Here is a 17786-nt window from a genome sequence, read left to right on the forward strand (position 1 = left end):
CCCCTCCGCTCCCTCCGCACGCTCCGGACGCTCCTCAGGGAGCGGGATTGGCCGCGCCCTCCGCACGCTCCGGACGCTCCTCAGGGAGCAGGGGCTGACGCGCCCTCCGCAAGCTCCGGGTGCTCAGTTCTCCGGCCCACACGCCGGGACGTCGACGGTGACGGTCGGGTCGTCGACGAGCGGCTGGATCGGGACCTCGGCGTCCCCGTGTGCCGAGGTCGGCTCGTCGATCTTCAGCACGATGGTGGCGGTCTCGCCCGGTGCGATGCCCACGCGGGTCGAGTAGTACGGCCGACCGTGCAGGGCCTGCTCGACGTAGAAGGCCCCGCCCTCGCCGAGGGTCATCTCCTTGAGGACCGCGCCCTTCGTCGCCAGGAACTCGACGTTGGCGAGGTTGGTGCCCTTCTTCACCGACAGTTCGGTCCCGAGGTTGCCGGCGACGTAGTCGGTGGTGTCCGTGGTGTCGAGGGTGTTGGTGAGCTTCACCGTGATCGTCGACTCTCTGGTGTCACCCTCGCACCCGCCTGAGGTGTAGCTGATCTCGCGCCGCAGGTAATAGTCCAGCTTCGTTCCGGACGCATTGCCGATGGCCACCTGCAGATAGGGCGACGACGTGTCGGAGATCTGGTGACCCAGCTTCGTCGACTCGAGGATCTTCTGATCCTCGGCATCGGTGCTGTACACCATGATCCGCCGCTCGTGCACGCCACGGCCGAGCGCCTCGAGCAGATCCCGCGTGCTGCCGCCGGACGTGACGAGTTTGTTCACCACGGCCTGGGAGATGGCCTGCAAGTAGTCCTTTCGCGCGGCGTTGTCGTCGGCGAAGCGCTGGTATGCCGTCGACAGCGTGATCGGCACGACATTGTCGGCGGTGATCTTCTCCCGTCCCACCGACACCGGGCCGACTACCTCGAGGACATACTTCAGCGCGATCGGATCCAGCGCGATCGCCCCGTCGAGCTGGCGGCCGGTCTGGGCGCGCCAGTTCGCCAGCCAGATCTGCGCGGCGTCAGGGAAATGGGCGCTGAGGTTGCCGTTCCGGAAGTCGGTGTAGGGGCGGTAGTAGGAGTAGATCGCGTCGTACTCGGGGCCGAGGTTGATCTGCGGGGTGGCCGGGTCGCGGAACTCCGAATTCGCACCGAGCTCAGGGATGGTCACCCGGCCCCCGGTGGCGTTCAGTACCGCGAAACCGCCGACGAGGCCGCCGGTGCCACGTGCCTCGGACGGTGTCTGGAACGCCATGAAGTAGTTGCGCGGACCGTCGGCACCGAGCATCGACGGGACGAGTTCGGCCGCGATGCTCGTCGCCTGCACCGTCGAGTCGGCAGCCTCGACCTGCTCGGCGAGCTGATCCCGGGCATCGGCCACGACGCCCAGCCAACTCGGTTCGATCGCCGAGACCTGGGCGGCCACCGCCGCCGACTCCTCCGCGACCGACTTCAGCGCCGGTTGCGCGTCCCGCAGCAGTGCCAGGTTCACGGTGTTGCCCGAGCGCAGGCGATTCGGGTCGAGCACGGTGGCGAGGTCGGCAGCCGGCACCAGCACGTCGGCCGAGAGCGCCGCGACAGCATCGCTCATCTGCTGCACCGACTTCAGCGGCGATCCGACGACCGGCACCGCCGCAGCCGCCGACCACAGGAAGCCGTTCGCACGATCCTGGGCGTCCTCGGCCCGCACCGACGCCGCCTCGGCCGCCTGACGGGCGCCGGCCTGATCGCCGTCGAGCATCAACGCCCGGGCGCTGCTCGCATCCGCGCGCACCGATTCCAGGTCGTCGCGGACCTGGAATGCCGCGTACGCCAGCCAGATCAGCGCGGCGGCGACGAGCAGCAGCACCACCGCGACGACCTGGACGACGCGGTTGCCCGCCAGCCGCCGGATCATCGGCTCTCCCCCGTCGCGTGCCGGCCCGCTCGAGTGGCGGAGGCCTGCTCGGCGGACGATTGGCCCGCTCGCTTCGCTCCCGGCGCCGCCAGCCACGTGACCAACGCCTCGACCTTCGGTTCGACCTCGGCGAAGACCCGGTCGAAGTCCTCGCGCGGACGGCCCATCGGGTCGACGATGTCCAGCAGGTCCGAGTTCGGATCAAGGCGTCCACGCCCGGCGATGATCTCCGGCAGCGCGCCGAGGTCGCAGAGCGCGGCGAACTCGGTCAGCGTGAACACCCGCTTCCAGCGTGCCGGGGCCATCTGCTGCGCGGCGGCACGGTGTTCGCGGCTCATGCACAGCACGAGGTCGGCCTCGGTGAGCATCGGCGGACGCAGATACCGGGACTCGAACCCCGATGCGTCGTAACCGTTCTCGACCAGGACGGCGGAGGCGTGCGGATGGATGGGCTGCCCGTTGAGCGCTCCGACACCGGCGCTCGACGACGTCACGGGGACACCCGCCCGGCCGGCGAGGCCGGTCAGCACGCGTTCGCCGATCGGTGAACGACAGATGTTGCCCGTGCACACGAACAGGATCGACATCTGCGGCGTCGCCGCTTCGGATCCGGTCACCATTCCTCCTCGATTCTGCGGGCCACCCGCGCCAATACGTCCGGATGCCCCAGCTCTGCGTGCGTCGTGCCGGCGTGCAGCACGTCGACGACCGCCCGTCCGGCCGGATCGACCGCACGCCTCCAGGCGTCCGGGTCCGGGTTGTCCTGCGCCGCAACGTAGAGCACCTTACCGGCGGCCACCGGACGCAGGTCGTAGGAGCGCGCCGCCGCGGCCAGGCCCCTCGTCCGGTCCTCGAAGCGCCGCAGTGCGTCGGGATCGTGCTGCTCGGCCAGGGCACGCAGGGGGTGATCGGCGGCTCGCAGCTCCGCGTCGTCCACCATGGCCAGTTCGGCCGGCGTCCGCGCGTCGAGCAGCACCAGCAGCGCGACCTCTTCGCCGAGTTCGACGAGCCGGCGTGCGATCTCGTGGGCGACGACACCGCCGACGGACCAGCCGACGACCCGGTACGGTCCCTGCGGCTGGGTCGCCCGGATGGCCTCGACGTGCAGTGCCGCGATGCCCTCGATGGTCGTCGGCAGATCCCGTTCGGCGAGTACGAGTTCGGGCAGTTGCAGGCCGAACACCGACGCCGACGGCAGGGACTCGCCCAGCGCCCGGAACGGTTCGACCATCCCGGTCGCGGTGTGCACACACCAGACCTCGGGTCGTCGGCCGGTGCCGGGCGACAGCGGCACGACGCGTCGGCCGCTGTCGCCGCCTTCGGGGTCGTCGAGCAGCCGGGCGATCTCGGCCGGGGTGCGATGACCGAAGAGTTCCGCCGAGTCGACGACCCGGCCCGTCCGGCGGGCCAGTTCGTCCCGCAACTGCAGCAGGGCGAGCGAATGCCCACCGGCGGCGAAGAAGTCGTCGTCCATGCCGATGGGTGTCCCGGCACCGTCCGCGCCCGCGTACGGACCGGCTGCCGCATCGCCCAGCACGGTCCGGAAGGCGTCGAGAACCGCTGCCTCGGTGGCGGTTCCCGGTTCGCGCGTGGACTCCGACCAGGCCGGTTCGGGCAGTCGGCGTACGTCGATCTTGCCCGCGCCGCTGAGCGGCAGGTCGTCGAGCACGACGATCCGGCTCGGCACCATGTGCCGCGGCAGCGACGACCGGCACGCGGCCCGGAGCTCGGCGACCGGCACCGACGGTGCCACCACATAGGAGACGAGGGCGGGTCCGACCGGACCCGGTCGCAGGACGGTCACCGAGCGCTCGGCGCCCGCCCGCACGATCACCGCGTCGATCTCGGCGGGTTCCACTCGCTGGCCCCGGATCTTGACCTGGCGGTCCGCCCGGCCGACGTAGACCAGCTCGCCGGTGTCGCGATCCCACCGCACCAGGTCCCCGGTGCGGTAGCGGCGCACGCCGTCGGCGCCGGCGACGAACGTCGCAGCGGTGAGCGCCGGGTCACCGAGATAGCCACGGGCGACCCCGGTTCCGCCGATGTACAACTCGCCGACGACACCCGGCGGGACGTGGCGCAGCTGGGCGTCGAGCACCTCGGCGCCGATGCCCGGGCGCGGATGCCCCAGCCGGATCGGGTCGCCGCGCCGGAACGCACTGGTGGACACGGTCACCGTCGTCTCGGTGGGGCCGTAGATGTTGAGGACCTGGGCGTGCTCCGACCACATCGCGGCCAGATCGGCCGAGAGCGCCTCGCCGCCGATGTACACCAGGCGCAGCGCACCGATCGCCGCCGGTCGCAGTGTGCGGACGACCGAAGGCGTCGCCGTGAAGACGCTGACCCCGGTGCGGTCGAGGAACCGGGTGAGGTCGTCCCCGCCGGTGATCCCGGCCGGGACCACCACCAGGGTGGCGCCGGCGGCGAGTGGCAACAGCATGTCGTGGAACGTGGCGTCGAATCCCGGACTGATGGCCATCCCGACGCGGTCGTCTGGTTCGACGTCGCCGAGCGAGGCCACGCGGTGTACACCGCGATGGGTGACCCCGACGATGTTCGGGGTCCCGGTGGTACCCGACGTGGTGATGACGTAGGCCAGCGCGTCGCGCGACACCGATGTGACCGGTTCGGACACAACCGGTTCCGTCGGTTGGGCGGGGATGTCGGCAGGCGTGATCACACTCGCGGACGCGCCGGCGACCACGTGGTCGATCCGGGCCGTCGGGTAGGTGACGTCGACCGGTACGCACACCGCGCCGATCCGGCTCACCGCCCAGATCGCGACGACCGACTCGATCGACCGCGGCACCACGACGGCCACCGCGTCACCGGCACCGAGCCCTCGACGTCGCATCGCGCGGGCGGTCACCGAGACCCACCCGTCGAATTCGCGGTAGGTCAGGGACCGGTGCTCGTCGGCGATGCCGAGACGGTCGCCGTACGCCTCGACAGCCGACGTGAACAGCTCGGCCAGCAGCGGTTCGGCCCCCGTGGTCGATGACGCCCGCGCTCGGTCGGCGACGAAGCGTCGTTCGGCGCCGGTCAGCGGCTCGATGGCCGCGAGACGACGTGACGGCTCCCCCACGACGGCGGCGACCGCGGCGACCACTCGCTCGCCGAGAGCGCGGATCGTGCCCTCGTCGAACAGTTCCCGGCCGTGGTGGACGCGCAACCGCCAGCCGCCGGCGTCGGGCACCGCCTCGACGTGGATGTCGAACTCGCTGCGCGGCGACATCCACGTCGACGCGCCGGTGTCTGCCGGGTCGGGCCCGGGCATCTCCGGATCGGCCATCGAGAACGCCACCTGTACCAGCGGATGCCGCCCGGGGACGCGCGGCGGATCGATCAGGGCGACCACATCGTCGAAGGCGATCGCAGCATGATCGAGCGCCGCCAGGTCGTCGTCGCGGACCGCCGTGATCAGCTCGCCGACGGTCATGCCGGGGCGAATCCGGGTGCGTAACACGACGGTGGAGATGAGCATGCCGACCGTGCCGGCGGTGTCGGAGTCGCGGCGCATCGAGGCGGGCGTGGCCAGCGCGATGTCATCGGACCCCGACTGCACCGCGAGGGCCAGCACCAGCGCCGCGTGCAGGATGTGGAACTCGCTCGCCGACGCCCGGCGCGCGGCCGCCGGAATCGCCTGTCCGACCGCATCTTCCAGCAGATACTCGGTCGTCGAGGTCCGCAGGTCCCGAACAACGGGGCGGCGCTGGGCGAGGTCGAGCTCGCCGCTGTGCCCCTCGAGCGCGCGCCGCCAGAAGTCCACCAGGGCAACCCGGGATCGCTCGTCGTCGGCCGCCATCTGCCGGGCGACCGCCGCGAAACCCGTCGGCGCCGGGCCGAGGTCGTGACCCGCCAGCAGCGACGCGAGCTCACGCTGCACGATGCCGGCGGATTCACCGTCCATGGTGATGTGGTGCGCGATCACCACGACCGCCACCGGGGTCACCTGATCGTCGCCGGTGACCAGCCACACCCGGACCGGTGGCTCACCGGTGAGATCGAAGGCCTCCCCGAGCATCCCGATCCCCGCGGGCGTCGTGAGCTCGGCCGCACCCACCCGCCGCAGGGACGGGCGCCAGGCGTCGAGAACACGCTGCCGGGGACCGTCAGGCGTCGCGAGGTAGCGGGTACGGAGCGCGGGATGGCGGTCGACGAGGGCCTCGACCGCGCCGATGACCGCAGACTCGTCGGTTCCGGGCGGCACGGGCACCACCGCGGGCACGGCGTAGATCGGCACCGCTCCGAGCATCTGCGCGGCCACCCACATCCGGCGCTGCGTCGGGGCGAGTGGGAGGTCGCCGAGGTCGGCCTCCGACGCGCCGGTCGGCGAACCGCCTCCCGCATCCGTCCCCTCCGCGGGGAGTTCGGTCACCGCCCGTGCGAGCGCGACCGGGGTGGGGTTCTCGAAGAGCAACCGGGTGGGCACGCGGACGCCGAGCCGGCGCCCCAGCGCGGAGGTCACCCGTGTGGCCGAGAGCGAGGTACCGCCCATCGTGAAGAAGTCGTCGGTGTCCCCTACCGAACCCGGTGAGACCTCCAGCACCTCGGCCATCGCGTCGGCGATCGACGCGACGAGTGGAGCCCAGGACACCGCATGCGACGACGCCCCGGCACCAGCCGGCGCCACCGCGGTGCCCGATACTCGTTCGGCCGCAATGACGTCGACGTCCGGTCCGTCGACCTCCGGGAACGGCTGATCGGCATCGGTTGCCGCCGCGACGACCGATCTGCGGAAGTCGTCGAGAAGCGCCTGCGCGACCACGGTCGGGACGGCGGCGGAGTGCACCACCGTGATGTGCAACTCGTCATCGCGTTCGGCGAGAACGACCTCGACGTCGAACTTGGCGTCCACGGTCTCGGTGTACTCCGGGACCAGCCTGGCGATCACGGCATCCGCCTCGGGACCCGGGCCACCCGCCGACGCTCCGCCCAGCACCACCTCGCCGGAGGACTGGGGCACGACGTCCTGGTTGACCAGCAGTACCGAGATCAGCGGGTCCCCGGCCTCCCGGCCGTCGGGACGGACCATACGGGCGACGTCCTCATAGGGGACCTCACTGTGCGGTTGGGCGGCCAGGGCGGCATCGCGAGCCCGCACGACGGCCTCGCGGATCGGGAGCCCCGGATGCAGCCGTGTCCGCAGGGCCACGGTGTTGACGAACATGCCGACCACCGACTCCCACTCCGGCGCGTGCCGGCCGTGCACCGGTACGCCGATCAGCAGGTCCCACTCACCGGTCCACCGGCCCAACACCGTCGCGAGCGCGGCGTGCGCCACCTGGAACACACTCGCCGACATCGCTTTCGCGGTCTGGTGCAGTGAATCCGTGCCGACGATCGACGCCGACAACCGCCCGGCGGCAGCGTCGCGCGGCCGCCCGCCGGTGTCCGCGATGCCCGGCAACCGGAGCGGGCCGGGGGCATCGGCGAGCGTCGACGTCCAGAAACGCAGTTGCCGTGCGTACCTGCTGCGCGGATCGGACGGGTCGCCGAGACGGGCGATCTGCCACTGCGTGAAGTCGGCATAGGTGAACGCCTCGTCGGCGGGGACCGACAGCCGCTGGCCGTCGTAGGCACGGAGCAGGTCCGTGAGCAGCACCCGGATCGACCACCCGTCGATCGCGACGTGATGCAGGACCACCGCCAGATGGGTGTGCGGATCCTCCGCCGAGTCGAGCTCGAAGACCGCGGCCCGGAACCCGGTCTCGGACTCCAGATCGAACGGCCGTCGCAGGAAGTCCTCGACGTCACGACGGAGACCCTCGGGACCCGCCGCGGCGTCGACGAGGTGATGCCGTAGCACCGGACTCCGGTGCTCGATCCGGCGCTGCCGTGGACCCGACGGCGAATCCGGGTGGACCGTCCGGAGGACGGCATGAGCCGCGACCACCTCGTCGACCGCCTTCCGCAGGCGGGCGAGGTCGACACGGCCACTCATCCGCAACACGAGCGGAACATGGTAGGCCGTCGAACGCGGATCGAACTGATGGTGAATCCACATGCGGCGCTGCGGATATGCGAGCGGCAGGAACTCCGGCACCGGGAGTCGGGTGGGTGCCGCGCCGGACTCCACTCCGCTTCCGGCGCCGGTATCACCCGGCCCGGCCAGCAGTTCGTCGACACGTCGCGCGACTCCCGCGACCGTGCGTGCTTCGAAGATCTCGCGGACCCCGATGTCCGCACCGGTCGCCGCCGTCAGCCTCGACGTCACCTGCGTGGCCGACAGCGAGGTACCACCCTCGGTGAAGAAATCGGAATCGGCGTCCAGCGACTGAACGGGACGGTCGAGGACCTCCGCCCACACCGCGGTCACCAGTTCCTCGGTGGCCCCCGACGGCGGCCGCCCGGGGCGAACATCCGAACCCGCTGCCGCACCGGCGAAATCGGGATCGGGCAGCGCCGCCACATCGATCTTCCCGTTGCGTCCGAACGGCAACGCCGGGACACCGACGATCGCACTCGGGATCATGCTGCGCGGCAACAGGTGCGCGAGCTGACGAGGCAGGTCGGCCACTTCCGCATCGTCTCCGTCGACCACGACCCACGACACGAGGATCTTCTCGCCCGCCGGGGTGGTCCGCGTCGCGGTCACCGAGGTCGCCACGCCGGGCAGCCCCGACAGCGCCGCATCGACCTCACCCGGCTCCAACCGCACGCCGCGGATCTTCACCTGATCGTCGGTGCGACCGTGGATCACGAACGTGCCGTCGGGACGACGGTGGACGAGGTCACCGGTCCGGTACATCCGCCCGCCGGCGAGAAACGGGTCGGCGCTGAACGGATCGGGGACGAACGCCCCGGCCGTCGTCGCCGGGTCGTCGAGATACCCACGAGCAAGGCAGTTCCCGGAAAGATACAGTTCGCCGACCGTGTGGTCGGGCACCGGTCGCAGCGCACCGTCGAGCACATACACCCCCACACCCGGCAGCGGAGCGCCGATGTGAACGGGCCCGCTCGGAGTTGCGGTGTACCGCGCACTGCTGACCGCGACGGTGGCCTCGGTCGGGCCGTACTCGTTGCTCAGCGTGTGGCCGGCCGTCCACTCCCGGACCAGCCCGGCGCCGAGGGGTTCACCGCCGACCGCCACGTGACGAACACCGGGGAGTTCGTCCGGACGCAGGGTCGCGAGCACCGACGGGGTGGTCAGCAGGACGCTGACCCGTTCGGCATCGACGAACTCGGCGAGCTCGTCCGCGGCGATGACATCGGGCGGGCACACGACGATCGTGGCCCCGGCAACCCGCGGGGGCACGAGCCCCATCAGGTGTGCGTCGAATCCGGTTGCATACGTGTGCAACACCGCGTCCGACGAGCCGAGCCGCAATCGGGCCACGGTGTCGTGCGCCCAGTCCGTGAGGCCCCGATGGGTCACCTGGACACCCTTGGGCAGTCCGGTCGTCCCCGAGGTGAACGTGATGTAGGCGACGTCGTCCACCGACAGCGGGCGCACCCGCTCGGCGGCGTCGAACGGCGGCGAATCCGGCGTATTCGCACTCGAATCGGCATGGCGCGCAAGCAAGTCGTCGAGGGCGAGCACCGGGATGCCGCCGGTCACGGACTCCGCGGTCGCCGCGAGGGTGACAACGGCACGCGGTCGGCACCGCTCGATGATCATCTGCCGGCGCCCCGCGGGGTCGGCCGGATCAACATTCACGAAGGCCGCTCCCGCGCGTGCGACCGCGATCGTGGCGAGCACGCCGAATACCGAGCGCGGCAGCAGCGCGACCACCACGTCCCCCGGACCGATGCCCGCGTCGATGAGCGTGCGCGCCGTGAACGTCGCGAGCCGGTCGAGGTCGGAATCGGTGAGCGAGACACCCGGCCCGGGAATCGGATGGCGTCGGTCGACGACCGCGATCGCATCCGGGTCGTGGCCGAGCCCACCGGTCAGCAGCTCGTCAAGCGTCTCGAACTCGCGACTCCGGTTCTCCGGCGCGGTTTCTGGGACCGACGTCGAGTCCGACGGGGCGAGCAGCGCCGCGACCGTCCGGTTCGGTTCGCGCACCCCGCGCCGGATCGTCTCGACGACGAGGTCGCACAGCGCGTCCAGTCTCGCCGCGCTCGCCACCGTATCCGTGCACGTCATCATCAGATGCAGCGCACCGTCCCGGCGGTACATCGACACGTCCACACCGAACAGCGGCACTCCCCCGAAGGGACTCGCATCCGACGGGACACCCGCTGCCGCAACCGGACTCGCCGCCACCAGCTCGTCCGGGACGGCGCCGAGGGAGACCTCGAACAGCGGGGTGCCCGCCTTGACCCGACCGGGATCGGCGATCTCGGTGATCTCGGTGAGCGGGAGGTCGGCGTGCGCGAACGCGCCGAGGTCGACCGCGGTGACCGAGGCCAGGAGGTCGACGAACGGCAGGTCGGCGTCGATCGGGGTGTGCAGGGGTACGGCACGGGCGAACAGCCCCGGTACGGAGACCAGGCGCGGGTCGATCCGCCCGGACAGAGCGGTGCCGATCGTGACCACCTCGGCGTCGGATTGCCTTGTCAACACCGCCGCGAGCGCGGTGTGCACGACGATGAACGGCGTGCTGTGTCTGGCCACCGCCAGTTCGTCGAGTGCTCCGGTCTCGGCGCGGTCGAGCGTCCGGTGCGCACGGTGCACCACCGCCCGTTCCGGCGCGGACGGATGCGGGGCCGCCGGGTTCAGTTCGGGCAGGCGCAGCGGTTCGACGGCCCGATCGAACGCCGAGACCCAGTGCGCGACGAGCTCGGTCCGCCGGGCGGCCAGCGACCCGGCTCGCCACGCCGAGTACTCCTGGTAGTCGACGTCGGCGGGCGCCGGGAGGGTCCCGGACAGCGCGGATCGCAGCTCTGCGGACAGGATGCCGAACGACTCGCCGTCGACCGCGATGTGGTGCGCGACGACGAGAAGCCAGGTCTGCCCGTCCACCGCGCAGATCCGTACCCGCCAGGGCAGTTCGGCGGCCAGGTCGATCGGCGTGTGCAGCGCACGCAGCGCGGCGTCGACCGAGTCGATGTCTGCGACCGAGACCGTCTGCGCCAGTTGCGCTCTCAGTTCACCTGCGACATGGGAGTCGGGTCGGCGACGCTGCACCGGGCCGTCGGGACCCGAGGGGAACACGGTGCACAGCGCGTCGTGCCGCGTCACGATCTCGAGCAGGGCACGGCGCAGCTCGTCGGGGCCGGCGTCGACGGGGAGGGCGAGCGGCATCAGATACCCGGTGAAGTCCGGCTCGGTGCGCCACCGGAGCCACAGATCCATCTGCTCGGGGGTCAGCGGCAGATCCACCCCGTCGGCGGCTGCGAAGTCGGCGAGACCGGTCCGGGAGCCGTCGGCGATCGTCCGTCCCGAACTCGCACCGGACTCGATATGCGCGGCGAGCGCGGCCACCGTCGGGTGGGCGAACACATCGGCGACGGAGACATGGTCGCCCGTGCCCGTCAGCGTGGCCGCGAGTCGTGCTGCCGACAGCGACGTCCCTCCGGTCGCGAAGAAGTTGGTGTCCGCGGCGACCACGGCATCCGTGCCGATCACGGCACGCATGGCGTCGGCGACGGTCTGCTCGACCGGTGTCAGTGCTCGGGTCGATCCCGTCGGCACCTCGGGCAGCAGTTCCGTGAGCCGGTGGCGGTCGAGTTTGCCGGTCGGGGTCATCGGCCAACCGTCGACGATCGCGACCCGCGTCGGGATCATGTGCGCCGGGAGCCTGTTCGCACAGGACACGAGGATCTGCTCCGCGGAGAGGGCGTCCAGCACATCGAAGTCGGCGAGGCCGTCCTCGGTGACGAATGCGAGCAGGCGTTCCTCCCCGCGGCGGCTGCCCGGGTCGAGGAGCACGCGCGCGTCGCCGACGCCGGGGTGCTCGCGCAGCACCGACGTGATCTCACCGAGTTCGATGCGATGCCCGCGGATCTGGACCTGGTCGTCGCTGCGGCCGAGATAGACCATGCGGCCGCCGGCGATCTCGCGTACGCGGTCGCCGGTACGGTACATCCGGCGGCCGGTGCCGCGCGGGTCGGCGACGAATCGCACGGCGGTCGTGGCCGGGGCGTTGTGATAGCCGAGCGTGACCTGATCGCCGCTCACGTACAGTTCGCCGATGGCGCCCACCGGAACCGGGCGGAGGTCTCGCCCCAGGATCGCCGTCGAGACGCCGTCGAGCGGGACACCGATGTCGCTGCGGGCGTCGTCGACGTCGACGTCGACCGCCGTGAGGTGCACGGTCGTCTCGGTGATGCCGTACATGTTGACCAGCCGGACGTCCGGATGCGCGGCCGACCACTCCCGTAACAGCCCCGGCGACAACGGTTCGCCACCGAAGACGACGGCGCGCAACGCGGTTGATCCGGCGTCCGGGGCGACGGCCGCCACCGTCGGGTCGATGAGGTTGCCGAACGCCGTCGGGGTCTGCGAGCAGACGGTGACCCCGTACCGGTCGATCGCCGCCGCCAGCAAGCGCGGGTCGAGCACAGTGGCGCGCTCCAGCACGACGACCACACCACCGGAGGCCAACGGCCCCAGGATCTCCCAGACGGAGAAGTCGAACGCGTAGGAGTGCACCCAGCTCCACACGTCGTCGTCGGACGCGGCGATCGTGTCCAGCGCGGCGCCGAGCATGGCCGCCAGATTCGCGCGGGTCACCAGTACGGCTTTCGGGACACCGGTGGAGCCGGAGGTGTGGATCACGTAGGCGCCACCCGGAACCGGTTGTGCACGTTCGCCCGTCGCGACGGCGCGCACCGCCGGCCCGGCTTCGATGACCGCGACGGGAGCGGTGGCGTCGACGATCAGCTCCGTCCTCGACGGCGGATCGTCGGGTTCGATGGGCACGTACACCGCGTCGGCCAAGAGCACCGCGACGATCGCGATCACGGCCTCGGCGCTCCGGGGCAGCGACAGCGCGACTCGGTCACCCGGTTGTACCCCGTTCTCCCGCAACGTGTTCGCGAGGGCCTCGGCGCGACCGAGCAGATCCCGGTAGGTCAGAGTCGCGTCGTCGTCTATCACCGCGGCGGCGTCCGGCTTCGCCTGCGCACGGCGTCGCAGGGCATCGATCGGGTCGACGGGAGCGGTCCGGCGGCTGCGGTTGGAGAGCGCCCGGTCGGCGGGAACCGGGATGCACCCCGCGACGACCGAGTCGTGCGTCGCGACACCGAGCGCGGCGACCGTCTCGACGAATCGGTCGAGCAGGTGGCCGGCAGCCATCGTGTCGACCCGGCGTTCGGCGACGGTCAGCGCGACCGACAACCCGTCCGGTTCGTCGAAGACGGTTACTTCCAACGCGGTTCGCGCCTGGCCGGCGGACAAGGTCTGGACCTCGGCGAACACCGCCGGGTCGGCGACGTCGGGCCGGGAGGCGTGAAAGGCGAAGATGACATCGGCGAGCCCCGTCGGTGCCGCGTCGGCGTGGGTGATCGCCGCCGTCAGGCCCGCGCCCACGCGGGCGAGGGCCTCCGCAACGCTGCTGCGCCGCACCCCGGTGATCCGCACCGGCACCGTCTCGACGAACATGCCGACCGGGCGTAGTTCCTCGGTGGTGAATCGCCCTGAGACCGGCACCGACAGCACGAAGTCGTCGGAATCCGAGTACTCGGCCAGTACGGCCGAGAGCGCCACGCACAGCATCGTGTTGAGCGTCGTCCCGGACTCGCGTGCACGAGCAGCGGCACGGTCCCGGGCCCCGCGGTCGACGTCACGACGCAGGACGGTCGCCGGGCCGGAGGTGAGTCCCGCCGGCACCGGTTGCGCCGGCTCCGGCAGCACGATGCGAGAAGGGGCCTCCCGCAATGTCTTCGCCCAATAGACCTCGGCCGCCGCATCCACCGCGGCCGGCCGCGCGGACAGCGCGGCACTGAAGGCCACCGCGTCCTCGGTCCACACCGGAGTCGCACCGTCGAGACGAGCACGCAGTGCATGCGCGAAGTCGTCGACGACGGTGTGCAGCGACCACTCGTCGATCGCGATGTGGTGGGCGACGAGTACGAGCTCGGTCCGTTCGCCGGTCTCGTCGACGACCGCACGCCACGGCAGGTCCACCGTCAGGTCGAAGGGGGCCGCGACGGCGAGGTCGATGCCGGTCGCGTCGAGGGTGGCCGCGGTCATCGGCGCGGCCACACTCGCCTCGTCGACTCCGCGGACGACCGCGACCGGCTCCCCGCCGTTGTCGGGGTACACGGTCCGCAGCGCCTCGTGCCGCGCCGCGACGTCGATGAGTGCGGCGCGGACGACTTCGGCCGAGATATCCTCGGCGAGAACGACATGCACCGGCAGGTGATAAACGGTCGCCTGCCGGTCGGCGCGATTGAGCAGCCAGATCTCCTGCTGCGCGCGGGTCGGCCGGTAGCGGACGGTGCCCGCGGGATCACCCGGCGCGGCGCGGCGCGGCGCGGAGGCCTCGAGGACGGCGGCGAGTTCGGCGAGGGTCGTGACATCACCGAGATCGCGCACGCTGACGACGACCTGCAAGGTGTCACCGAGGTGCGTGGCCAGTCGCATGAATCCCAGTGACGTGGCGCCGAGCTGGACCAGTTCGTCGTCCAGGGACGGCTCGGGCACGCCGAGGACGGACGTCACCGCGTCGGCAACGGCGCGTTCGACCGGCGTCGACGGACGGCGGCGCGCGGCCCGCGTTTCGGGCGCCGCGGCGATCAACCCGGCGGCGGCAGACCGGTCGACGCCGCCGAACCCGTCGAGCGGTACCGCATCCAGGATCGTGACCCGGCGAAGCCACAGCACCGCCGGGAGTTCCGCGTTGACCCGGCGCCGAGACGCCGCCCGAATCCGTTGCGGATCAAGGGGTTCGGTCGCCTCCGACGACGCGGAACGGGCGGGCACGAGTCCGAGCGCGAGCCCGTCGCCGTCGCCGTCGCCGAGTACGGTCGCGGTCGCGGCCGCAACACCGGGGACCTCCGCGGCGGCACGTTCGAGCAGTGCGAGATCGACTCGGATGCCGTCGATCTCGACGATCTCACCGGCGCGGTGGTCGATGACGAGAAGTCCCGTCCCCGGTTCGAGATGCCCGCGGTCGCCGGTGACCAGCATGCGCCGGCCGGGATGCCACGGACAGGCGACGAGTGTCGTCGACGTACGCGAGCCTTCCCCAGCGAAGTGCTGTGGCACAACGCTTCCCACGACGTACACGTCGCCCGTGATGCCGGGCGGCAGGGGTCGTAGACGGCGGTCGAGGATCGCGATGCCGACGCCGTCGCGCGGGTGTCCGCTCGGGAGTGGCCGGCCGATCGGCTGGTCGGGACGGACACGGTTCGCAGCGGTGTAGGGACCCAGCACGCCCCGAGGGCTGTAGGCGGTCCGCACATCCCGGCCGGCGGCGTATCGGACGGCCGGCGCCGGCGCTGCGCCGGCGTCGACGATCAGCACCGTCGTCGCGGCGCCGCGCCCCGTGTCGTCGGCAAGTAACCCGGAGGGCACGATCCGGTGCGTCACTCCGGCGGCGTCGGGCTCGACGAGCCGCAACCCGTGGGCGGCACCGGCGACGATCTCGAGGTGGGCCGCCCAGGAGGCCATCGGCGCCGTGACCGCGAGCTGTCCGTGTCCCGCATCGGATGTGTTGTGGCCGAATGATTCCGGCGCGAACAGGCCGTCAACGATGAGCGCGGCCACGGCCCGCTGCGGGAGTGCGACCACACCCTCGGCGCCGACGGCGAAGCAGGCGGTGTCCTCCGGACGGGGCGACGCGGGCTCCGCCGACGGCGCGACCCCGGTCAGTCCGGCCAGCGTGTGCACGTCCTCCGCGCGGACGCCGGCCGGCACGTCCGCATCGTCGTCGGCGATCACCAGCACGCCGGACACCCCAGGGACATCCGGCGACACCGAGTGCGGTGCTGCGGGATCGAGCAGGATCACGGCGGCCCCTGTCGCCGCGACGGCCCACCACGACAGCACCCGGTCCGCGTCCGACCCGACCAAGACGCCGACCGCCGAGCCGGGTCGCGCTCCGAGCGTGCGCAACCGGGCGCCGAGAGCGCGAGCCCGCGCGTGCAGCTGTTCGAAGGTCAGCAGCGTTGCGTCCGAAGATGTTCCAGAGATCTCGACGGCGGGATCACGCCGGTGCCGCAGCGCGACGTCGGTGAGGGCCGTCCAGACGGTGCCCGCGTCCGGCGCCTCGTTCGCCGGCAGCTCACGCGCCTCTCCGGCCGAGGTGTCGGAGAAACGCAGCGGCAGGTCGTCGACGCGGGTGTCCGGCGCCCGGAGGAGCGCATCGGCGAACGTGTCTAGCATCGACAGGAACTGCCCGTGGTGTTCGGCGACCTCCGCGTCGTCGTATCGGTTGGGGTTCGCCTCGACGCCGATCATCAGCGAGGAATCCTGATCCTCGCCGGGTACCGGGTAGATGTTGATCGTCAGGTCGTCGGCTGGGCCGACGGTCAGGATGTGAAACGTGGCTCGGGCTTCGCCGCAGGGGAATTCGCGGTCGAACAGCATCAGGTTGAGCATCGGGCCGGAGCGTTCCTGAGCCGCCGTGCGCGGTGTCGCCCCGGAGGATTCGTCGGCGGCGAGGTCGGCCCAGATGTCCTCGCCGCGGTAGCGCTGGTGCCGCAGCGCGCCCATGAGCGCGGCCTGGGTGGACGCGAGCGCGTCGGCGACGCTGCCCGATCCGGTGACCCCGGTGCGCAGCGGCACCATGTTGGCGACCGGGAGCGGGGTGGCACGCAGCGCCGCGGTCGTGCGCGCGGCGACCGGGAACTGGAAGATCACCTCGTCGCCCTGCGCGGCCGCGCGGCCCAGATAGGCCGCGAAGGCCGCGACGAGAACGTTGGGCAGGATCGTCGAACCGCGTTGTGCCGCCGCACGCAACCGCGCCATCGTGTCGGCGGGCACCGCGGCGGCGACGCGTCTGGCGACGGCTGCGGGACGCCCCGGGCGGTGCGCCAGGGTCGCGGCGATCCCCACGCCCGCCATGTTCTCCCGCCAGTACGCGCGGTCGGTGGCGAAGCGCTTCGACTGGCGGTACTCGGCGTCGGCGCGGGCCGGTAGGTCCAGGTCGACCGGCTTCTGGGGCGGCGCGGGCTCGCCGGTGACCGCCGCGTGATAGGCCGCGAGGGCCTCGACCATCCGGTCCTTGCCGCCCATCCCGTCCGAGAGCAGGTGATGACCGCGGTTGTAGACCAGCGCCTTGTCGTCGGACAGCCGGAACAGGCACCCGCGTGCGGTCCGGTCCACCCGCGGGTCGAGGGGTCGCGAATAGTCCTGCGCCATCATCTCCTCGGCGACGGCGCGCGGGTCCGGCCGGTCACGGAGATCGATGATGTCGGCCCAGTAGTGCAGGCCGGGGTCGTACACGCCGACCAGCCCGTCCTCGGTGTCGACGAACCGGAGCTGAGTGAACTGCGCGCGCTGCACCACCGTGCTGGTCGCCCGCACGAAGAGTTCGGCGTCGATGGGACCGTCGATCTCGACGTACTGGGCGACGTTGATCGGCACATCGAGCGCCGCCTGCTGGGTGAACCACAGCGATCGCTGGGCCGCGCTGAGGGTGAAACGACGCGGGGCGTCGGGGTCGGAGGGACCCGACGGGGCCACGAACTCGCGCTTGGACGAATCGCTCATACGACGACCCGGCCTTTACGCGTGCGGCCGGGGAGAACGGGGCTCACGGGGCGGGCCGACCGTCTGATCCCCCCGGTCCCAGAAATGCCATGCCACACCCCGACGTGCATGAAAAAGGCGTGCGTCGGCCGCGAGATCGAAACACGGGCGTCGTCGAATTCAACGCCTTGCCTCACCACTCACCATGTGCCGTCCTCTTGTCACGCCGATCCGTTGCCGTCGGTCGCGTGGTGATTCTCATCATCGACGCGTCACCGGGGCGAACGGCCATTTCCCGACACTGTCATCGCAACGGCCGCTCGGCGTGAAACCGATGCGCGCCGAGCGGATGACAAGAGCCTATGGGACGGGT

3 protein-coding genes are annotated in these 17786 nt (G+C 71.5%); all 3 read right to left on the reverse strand.

Annotation, left to right across the window (positions count from 1 at the left end; translation table 11 throughout):
* Positions 1 to 123: 123 nt before the first annotated feature.
* From JW364_RS09090 to JW364_RS09100, 3 genes are read right to left on the reverse strand one after another with little or no spacing between them, the layout of a single operon-like run.
* Positions 124 to 1884, reverse strand: a complete 1761-nt coding sequence (locus tag JW364_RS09090) for a DUF4012 domain-containing protein (protein ID WP_205333504.1) — start codon at positions 1882 to 1884, stop codon at positions 124 to 126.
* On the reverse strand, positions 1881 to 2504 hold the full coding sequence (locus tag JW364_RS09095; protein ID WP_240198862.1) for a low molecular weight phosphotyrosine protein phosphatase: 624 nt from the start codon (positions 2502 to 2504) through the stop codon (positions 1881 to 1883). Before JW364_RS09095 ends, JW364_RS09090 begins: the two co-directional genes overlap by 4 nt.
* Complete coding sequence (locus JW364_RS09100; protein WP_205333503.1) at positions 2498 to 17434, reverse strand: non-ribosomal peptide synthetase; 14937 nt, start codon at positions 17432 to 17434, stop codon at positions 2498 to 2500. The genes JW364_RS09095 and JW364_RS09100 overlap by 7 nt, the downstream gene beginning before the upstream one ends.
* Between the last annotated feature and the right edge of the window lie 352 nt (positions 17435 to 17786).

The organism is Gordonia sp. BP-119, from assembly GCF_016924115.1.
GTDB classification, from domain to species: Bacteria; Actinomycetota; Actinomycetes; order Mycobacteriales; family Mycobacteriaceae; genus Gordonia; species Gordonia hongkongensis.

What these genes read in the sequence shown, in the direction of transcription:
- JW364_RS09090 (WP_205333504.1), bottom strand. Translation starts at nt 1,884, where the DNA reads ATGATCCGGCGGCTGGCGGGCAACCGCGTCGTCCAGGTCGTCGCGGTG.
- JW364_RS09095 (WP_240198862.1), bottom strand. Translation starts at nt 2,504, where the DNA reads ATGGTGACCGGATCCGAAGCGGCGACGCCGCAGATGTCGATCCTGTTC.
- JW364_RS09100 (WP_205333503.1), bottom strand. Translation starts at nt 17,434, where the DNA reads ATGAGCGATTCGTCCAAGCGCGAGTTCGTGGCCCCGTCGGGTCCCTCC.